Below are 7,356 nucleotides of genomic sequence, written 5' to 3'. Positions count from 1 at the left end.
GCCAGGATCTGCCCGTAGCACCCCAGACGGGCTTCAGCCTGTGCGACATCAGACACGCGCGTTCTCATGACTGGAATCTAGCGCAAGCCCAAAACCACCCCCATATACGTCGTCACTTTTCCCGAAAGATGGGTCGGCTGGCGGGATTCGCGGATCTTCCTCCGATGGGAAATTTGAATCACCGCAGGGAAATCCACAGCGGCTCACATCGAAGAAAGGTCAGAGCAATGAACTCTCAGACCCCTCCCCCTGAGGAAGCCGCCCTCGACTTCCCGTACCCGGACGACCACGTCCTCACCGCACTGTCCACACCCGAGCCAACCCTCACCGGAGCCGCGCCATGATCGTCCACGACGTCCGCGTCCACCCGTCCGCCGCGAACCTCGCCCGCGAGGACCAGCTCGCGTGGAAGCTCGCCGAGGTCGCCGTCGACCCGGTCGAGGTCGAGCCGGACGTGGTCGACATGGTGGTCAACCGCGTCATCGACAACGCGTCGGTCGCGACGGCGTCCCTCACGCGGGCGCCCGTCGTCGCCGCCCGCGCCCAGGCGCAGGCGCACCCCTACAACCCGGGCGCGACGGTCTTCGGGCTGCCGCAGGCCGAGCGCGTGAGCCCCGAGTGGGCCGCGTGGGCGAACGGCGTCGCCGTGCGCGAGCTCGACTACCACGACACGTTCCTCGCCGCGGACTACTCCCACCCCGGCGACAACATCCCGGCGATCCTCGCGGTCGCGCAGCACACCGGCGCCGATGGCCGTGCGCTCGTGCGGGGCATCGCGACGGGGTATGAGATTCAGGTCGACCTGGTGAAGGCCGTCTGCCTGCACAAGCACAAGATCGACCACGTCGCGCACCTCGGTCCCTCGGCCGCGGCCGGCATCGGAACCCTTCTCGGCCTCGACGCCGAGACCATCTATCAGGCGGTCTCGCAGGCACTGCACACCACCACTGCCACGCGTCAGAGCCGCAAGGGTGAGATCTCGACGTGGAAGGCGCATGCCCCCGCGTTCGCCGGGAAGATGGCCGTCGAAGCCGTCGACCGCGCCATGCGCGGCCAGACCAGCCCGTCACCCATCTATGAAGGTGAAGACGGCGTGATCGCCTGGATGCTGGACGGGCCGGATGCCGCATACGAGGTGCCGCTTCCCGCCCCCGGCGAGGCGAAGCGCGCGATTCTCGACACGTACACGAAGGAGCACTCGGCCGAGTATCAGGCGCAGGCGTGGATCGACCTCGCCCGGAAGCTTCACAACGACGGCATCGACCCGTCGAAGATCGCCTCGGTCGTGCTGCACACCAGCCACCACACCCACTACGTGATCGGTTCGGGCGCGAACGACCCGCAGAAGTACGACCCGACCGCGTCGCGTGAGACGCTCGACCACTCGATTCCCTACATCTTCACGGTCGCGCTTCAGGACGGCACCTGGCACCACGTCGACTCGTACACCCCCGAGCGCGCCGGGCGCGAAGACACCGTCGCGCTGTGGCAGAAGGTGACCACGGTCGAGGACGCCGAGTGGACCCGCCGCTACCACTCGAACGACATCAGCGAGAAGGCGTTCGGCGGTCGCGTGGAGATCACGTTCGAGGACGGATCGACGCTCGTCGACGAGATCGCCGTCGCTGACGCCCACCCGCTGGGTGCTCGTCCCTTCGCCCGTGAGAACTACATCGCCAAGTTCCGGCTGCTCGCCGAGCCCGTACTGGAACAGGCCGAGATCGAGCGCTTCCTCGAGCTGGTGCAGCGCCTGCCCGAACTGACCGCTGACGAGGTTGCCGAGCTCTCGATCATCGCCAAGGCGCGGGTCGTGGCATCCGAGCCGAGCACGAAGGGACTGTTCTGATGCTGTACTCGAACACCCCCGCGCATGAGAAGCGCCGCCGGTTCCGGGAGCGCCTCGCCACCGGCGAGCTGCTGCGCTTTCCCGGTGCGTTCAACCCGCTCTCGGCACGCCTGATCGAGCAGAAGGGCTTCGAAGGCGTCTACATCTCGGGCGCTGTTCTCTCGGCCGATCTGGGCCTGCCCGACATCGGGCTGACCACGCTCACCGAGGTCGCCGGTCGCGGTCAGCAGATCGCGCGGATGACGGATCTTCCGGCGATCATCGACGCCGACACCGGGTTCGGCGAGCCGATGAACGTCGCGCGCACGATCCAGACGCTCGAGGATGCCGGGCTCGCCGGCGCTCATATCGAAGATCAGATCAACCCGAAGCGCTGCGGACACCTCGACGGCAAGGCCGTCGTCGACACCGACACGGCGGTCAAGCGCATCCGTGCCGCCGTCGACGCGCGTCGCGACGAGAACTTCCTCATCATGGCGCGCACCGACATCGCCGCAGTCGACGGTGTCGAGGCAGCGAAGGATCGCGCGAAACAGCTGGTGGATGCCGGCGCCGACGCAATCTTCCCCGAGGCGATGCGGTCGCTCGAGGAGTTCGCGGCCGTGCGTGAAGCCGTGGATGTGCCGATCCTGGCGAACATGACGGAGTTCGGCAAGAGCGACCTGTTCAGCGTCGATCAGCTGCGCGAAGTCGGCGTCAACATCGTCATCTGGCCGGTGTCGATGCTGCGCATCGCGATGGGGGCGACGGGCCGCGCGCTCGATACGCTGATCGATGAGGGGCACCTGACCGGCAAGCTCGGCGAGATGCAGCACCGGGCCGACCTCTACGAACTGATCGACTACGAGGCGTACAACCACTTCGACTCCGGCGTCTTCAACTTCACCATCAGCCGCTGAGCGAGCGAAAGCACTGCAAAGGAGCACAGCATGAACGACATCAAGAAGGGTCTCGCCGGGGTCATCGCCGACGAGACCGCGATCAGCAAGGTCAACCCCGAGACGAACAGCCTGCTGTATCGCGGGTACCCCGTGCAGGAGCTCGCCGCGACCCAGTCGTTCGAGGCTGTCGCCTACCTGCTGTGGCACGGCGAGCTGCCCACCGACGCGGAGCTGGCTTCGTTCAAGGCGACCGAGCGCGCGAATCGTGCGTTGCTGCCTGCGGTCAAGGACGCGATCGATCGCCTGCCGATCGACTCGCACCCCATGGACGAGGTGCGCACCGCCGTCAGTGTCATCGGCGCGATCGAGACGGCCGGGATCAGCAATGTGCTGGATGCCGTCGGCACCGCTGAAGAGAACCTCGAGCGGAGTCTGAAGCTGTTCGCCGCTCTCCCCGCGATCGTGTCGTACGGGCAGCGGCGCCGTCGTGGTCTGGATCCCGTCGAGCCGCGCGATGATCTGGATTACGCCGCGAACTTCCTGTGGCTCACCTTCGGTGAGGAGCCGGATGCCGTCGTGGTCGATGCGTTCAACCGCTCGATGATCCTGTACGCGGAGCACTCGTTCAACGCATCGACCTTCACTGCGCGGGTCATCACGTCGACGCTGAGCGACCTCTACTCGGCCGTCGTCGGCGCCATCGGTGCGCTGAAGGGTCCGCTGCACGGTGGGGCCAATGAGGCTGTCATGCACATCTTCGATGAGATCGGCTCGGCATCCGAGGTTTCGTCATGGTTGGATACCGCGCTCGCCCAGAAGCGCAAGATCATGGGCTTCGGTCACCGTGTCTACAAGCGCGGCGATTCGCGGGTACCGACGATGAAGGCGGCGCTCGACACGCTCGTCGCGCACTACGACCGCCCTGACGTCGCGGAGCTGTACGACACCCTCGAGAGTGAGTTCGTCGAGCGCAAGGGCATCTACCCCAACCTCGACTACCCGTCGGGCCCCGCGTACAACCTCATCGGCTACGACACGCTCGCCTTCACGCCGTTGTTCATCGCCTCGCGCATCACGGGCTGGACCGCGCACATCCTGGAGCAGCAGGCATCCAACGCGCTGATCCGACCGCTGTCGGCCTACAACGGGGTCGATGAGCGGCACATCGCCGAGTACGAGCCCGACACCGCGGCGATCGACGTGCAGGAGCGTCCGGAAGAGGCTGCGGGCTGATGTCCTCGCGCGAGAAGGTCGCCATCGTCGCCGGGGCTCGCACCCCGGTGGGACGGTTCGGCGGGGCGTTCAAAGACACGCCTGCGCATGAGCTCGGCGCTGCGGCGACAACGGAGGCGCTGCGCCGCTCCGGCGTTTCAGTGGACCGCGTCGGTGAGGTCGTGATCGGCAACATCGGGCAGGTCGCCGCAGATGCCTACATCTCTCGGCGGATCGCCCTCGCGGCGGGTCTTGAGAACAACACACCGGCTTTCACCGTGAACCGCCTGTGCGGATCAGGTCTTCAGGCGATCTGGTCGGCGGCGCAGGAACTTCTGTGGGGCGGGCTCGATGTCGCCGTCGCCGGCGGTGCGGAGAACATGACGCGCATGCCGTTCTACGACTTCAACGCGCGGTACAACGACCGGCTCGGGCACCGGCAGCTCCTCGACGGCACGATCGCGATGCTGACCGATCCGTTCACGAACAAGCACATGGGGACGACAGCCGAGAACGTCGCCTCGCAGTTCTCGATCTCACGCGAAGAGCAGGACGCGTTCGCTTTGGAGTCGCAGCAGCGGGCTGCGGCATCCGAAGCGCAGAGGGCCTTCGCAGAAGAGATCGTCGCCGTCACGACGTCAGGGCGCAAGAGCGTCGAGGTGACTGCCGACGAGCATCCCCGCCCCGACACCACGCTGGAAACGCTGGCCGGGCTTTCGTCGGCGTTCGTCAAAGACGGCACCGTGACGGCGGGCAACGCATCGGGAATCAACGACGGCGCGGCGGCGACCGTGTTGATGCGCGATGCGGATGCCCGAGCCGAGGGCGCGCCGGTGCTCGCGACCATCGAAGCGGTGACCACCGCAGCACTCGAGCCCGAGATCATGGGCTACGCCCCGACGTTCGCGCTGCGCAAGCTGTTCGCACAGACCGGGCTGACACCGTCGGACGTCTCGACGATCGAGCTGAACGAGGCGTTCGCGTCGCAGGCGCTCGCGGTCATCCGCGACACCGAGCTCGACCCCGCCCAGGTGAACCCATATGGCGGAGCTATCGCGCTCGGGCATCCCGTCGGCGCGACCGGCGCGATCCTCACCGTGCGCGCGGCGCTCACATTGCAGCGCACCGGCGGAGAGTACGCCATCGTCACGATGTGCATCGGCGGCGGGCAGGCGCTGGCGGCGCTGTTGAAGCGGGGCTGAGGCCGGCGGCCGGCGCGGGCTGACCCCGTTCTCAGCGGCTGTGCGCTCGATCGTGCGTCGCTCGCATGTGCTCCATCAGTGCCGCTGAGAATGCTGCGGCATCTCGCTGGGCGACGAGCTCGGCGAGGGCGCCGTGCTCTTTCACGATGGCTTCCATGCGGGTCTTGTCGTGCCACACCGAGCGGGTGGTCATCCGGAGCAGACGATCACGTAGCCCGCGATAGATGTCGGACAGAATGTCGTTGCCGCCGGATCCCACCAGCACGAGGTGGAACTCGGCATCCAGCGACGTGAACGCCGCGATATCTCCCACCGCCATTGCGTCGCGGGTCTGTTCTGTGAGCTCGTGCAGACGTCGGCTCAGTCTGTCGGCGGCATCTGCGTCAGCCGAGATGACGGTCATCGCGTGCGTCTCGATGAGCTGGCGAGCTTCGAGAACCTGCTCTTTCTCTTCGGGCTGCACGGGCACGACGAGGGCACCGCGTTTCGGATACAGCTTCAGCCACCCCTCGGCCTCAAGACGCAGGAACGCCTCGCGAACGGGCGTGCGGCTGAGACCGGTGGACTCGACGAACTGTCCCTCGGTGATCAGCTCACCCGCACGGATGCTGCCGTCGAGGATGCGCTCGCGCACGTGCGCGTACACCTGATCCGATGCAGACATCGGCTGCGACATGCGCGCCTCCTTCTCTCCTCGGCATCCGAGACCGGCATCCACCGTATCGCGAATTCGCCTTGCATCTATCTTGTATCTATGACGTATTCAACGCTAGTGTCAGCGTGCGAGGCAACGCCTCGCTGAGCAGCCTGGAGAGTGAGATGGCAACGAGCCCGCAGTCCGTGATCGACGACCTCGCGCGGGCCCTTCCCGCTGACGCGCTTGTCACGGACCCGGCATCCACAGACGCCTACCGGTGGGATCGCGCTCTCGACCCGAACGCGGGCGTACCGCTTGCCGTCGTCCGCCCCGAGACCACTACGCAGGTGCAGGATGCCGTGCGCATCGCCGCCCATCACGCCGTGCCGATCGTGCCGAGGGGCGCAGGATCCGGCCTGTCGGGCGGAAGCTCGGCTGTTGAGGGTGCCATCATCATCTCGCTCGATCGGATGCGACGGATCGAGGTCGACGCCGCTACACGGATGGCGACCGTTCAACCCGGCGCATTCAACGCCGAGGTGAAACAGGCCGCAGCCGCCCACGGCCTCTGGTACCCGCCGGACCCGTCATCGTTCGAATTCTGCTCGATCGGCGGAAACGTCGCCACCAACGCCGGGGGCCTGTGCTGCGTCAAATACGGCGTCACCACCGACTACGTGCTCGGTATGACCGTCGTTCTCGCCGACGGGCGTGCGGTCACCCTCGGCGGCCCGCGCCTGAAGGATGTCGCCGGACTCTCGCTCGCGAAGCTCTTCGTGGGCAGCGAGGGCACCCTCGGTGTCATCACCGAGGTCGTGCTGCGACTGGTTCCGGCCCAGCGCCCGCCGGCGACCGTCGTTGCGACCTTCCCCACGCTCACCGGTGCCACCGACGCGGTGCTGGCGATCACCCGCACCATGCGCCCGTCGATGCTGGAGTTCATGGACCGCCCGACGATCAACGCCGTCGAAGATGAGACGCGCATGGGACTCGACCGCGAAGCGGCGGCCATGCTCATCGTGCAGTCCGACGAACCCACCGAGATCGCACGCGAAGACGTCGCCCAGATCGAGCAGATCTGCGAGCAGCTCGGCGCGACCGAGTGTTACACCACCGACGACCCGGACGAGAGCGAAGCGTTCGTCGTCGCCCGACGGATGGCGGTCCCCGCGGTGGAGAAGAAGGGCACGCTCCTGCTGGAGGATGTCGGAGTCCCCCTTCCGCGACTGGGCGACCTCGTCGCAGGGATCGAGCAGATCTCCGCACGGCGCGAAGTTCCGATCGCCGTCGTCGCGCACGCCGGCGACGGAAACACCCACCCGCTGCTGGTCTTCGACCCCACCGACCTCGCCCAGAAGGCCAGGGCCGAAGCTGCTTATGGAGAGGTGATGGACCTTGCCATCTCGCTGGGCGGGACGATCACCGGCGAGCACGGGATCGGGCGCCTGAAGCAGCCGTGGCTCGGAGCGTACCTCGGCGACGACGTTCTCGAGCTCAACCTTCGCATCAAGAACGCCCTCGATCCGCAGAACATCCTCAACCCCGGCGCCGTGTTCGGCGACGTGACAGGAGCTTGAC

Annotated in this window: 6 protein-coding genes; 5 read left to right on the top strand and 1 reads right to left on the bottom strand. The window is 66.8% G+C overall.

The genetic code is table 11. From position 1 onward, the window contains the following. Positions 1-340 precede the first annotated feature (340 nt). The 4 genes from Q1J95_RS02860 to Q1J95_RS02845 are packed head-to-tail and all read left to right on the top strand — an operon-like array spanning position 341 to position 5,141. The gene (locus Q1J95_RS02860) at positions 341-1,846 is read left to right on the top strand and encodes an MmgE/PrpD family protein (protein ID WP_300265762.1); all 1,506 of its coding nucleotides are present in this window, start codon (positions 341-343) and stop codon (positions 1,844-1,846) included. Beyond that, complete coding sequence (gene prpB, locus Q1J95_RS02855) at positions 1,846-2,745, top strand: methylisocitrate lyase (RefSeq protein WP_300265761.1); 900 nt, start codon at positions 1,846-1,848, stop codon at positions 2,743-2,745. Before Q1J95_RS02860 ends, prpB begins: the two co-directional genes overlap by 1 nt. Before the next feature lie 30 nt (positions 2,746-2,775). Further along, entirely contained in the window at positions 2,776-3,960 is a 1,185-nt protein-coding gene (locus Q1J95_RS02850; protein WP_300265760.1) for a bifunctional 2-methylcitrate synthase/citrate synthase, read from the top strand. Beyond that, entirely contained in the window at positions 3,960-5,141 is a 1,182-nt protein-coding gene (locus Q1J95_RS02845) for a thiolase family protein (protein WP_300265759.1), read from the top strand. The genes Q1J95_RS02850 and Q1J95_RS02845 overlap by 1 nt, the downstream gene beginning before the upstream one ends. Positions 5,142-5,172: 31 nt before the next feature. Here the strand turns inward: Q1J95_RS02845 and Q1J95_RS02840 are convergent, their stop codons facing one another. Further along, the gene (locus Q1J95_RS02840; RefSeq protein WP_300265758.1) at positions 5,173-5,817 is read right to left on the bottom strand and encodes a GntR family transcriptional regulator; all 645 of its coding nucleotides are present in this window, start codon (positions 5,815-5,817) and stop codon (positions 5,173-5,175) included. A gap of 143 nt (positions 5,818-5,960) precedes the next feature. Between Q1J95_RS02840 and Q1J95_RS02835 the strand changes: the two genes are divergently transcribed. After that, the gene (locus tag Q1J95_RS02835; protein ID WP_300265757.1) at positions 5,961-7,355 is read left to right on the top strand and encodes an FAD-linked oxidase C-terminal domain-containing protein; all 1,395 of its coding nucleotides are present in this window, start codon (positions 5,961-5,963) and stop codon (positions 7,353-7,355) included. The last annotated feature ends 1 nt before the right edge of the window (position 7,356 follow it).

Source organism: Microbacterium sp., assembly GCF_029263575.1.
Taxonomy (GTDB): Bacteria; Actinomycetota; Actinomycetes; order Actinomycetales; family Microbacteriaceae; genus Microbacterium.
The sequence above is the reverse complement of the archived record's forward strand: the minus strand, read 5'-3'. Positions and strand labels throughout refer to the sequence as shown.

Coding starts and splice junctions, on each gene's coding strand:
- Q1J95_RS02860 (WP_300265762.1), top strand. CDS start 341: ATGATCGTCCACGACGTCCGCGTCCACCCGTCCGCCGCGAACCTCGCC.
- prpB (WP_300265761.1), top strand. CDS start 1,846: ATGCTGTACTCGAACACCCCCGCGCATGAGAAGCGCCGCCGGTTCCGG.
- Q1J95_RS02850 (WP_300265760.1), top strand. CDS start 2,776: ATGAACGACATCAAGAAGGGTCTCGCCGGGGTCATCGCCGACGAGACC.
- Q1J95_RS02845 (WP_300265759.1), top strand. CDS start 3,960: ATGTCCTCGCGCGAGAAGGTCGCCATCGTCGCCGGGGCTCGCACCCCG.
- Q1J95_RS02840 (WP_300265758.1), bottom strand. CDS start 5,817: ATGTCGCAGCCGATGTCTGCATCGGATCAGGTGTACGCGCACGTGCGC.
- Q1J95_RS02835 (WP_300265757.1), top strand. CDS start 5,961: ATGGCAACGAGCCCGCAGTCCGTGATCGACGACCTCGCGCGGGCCCTT.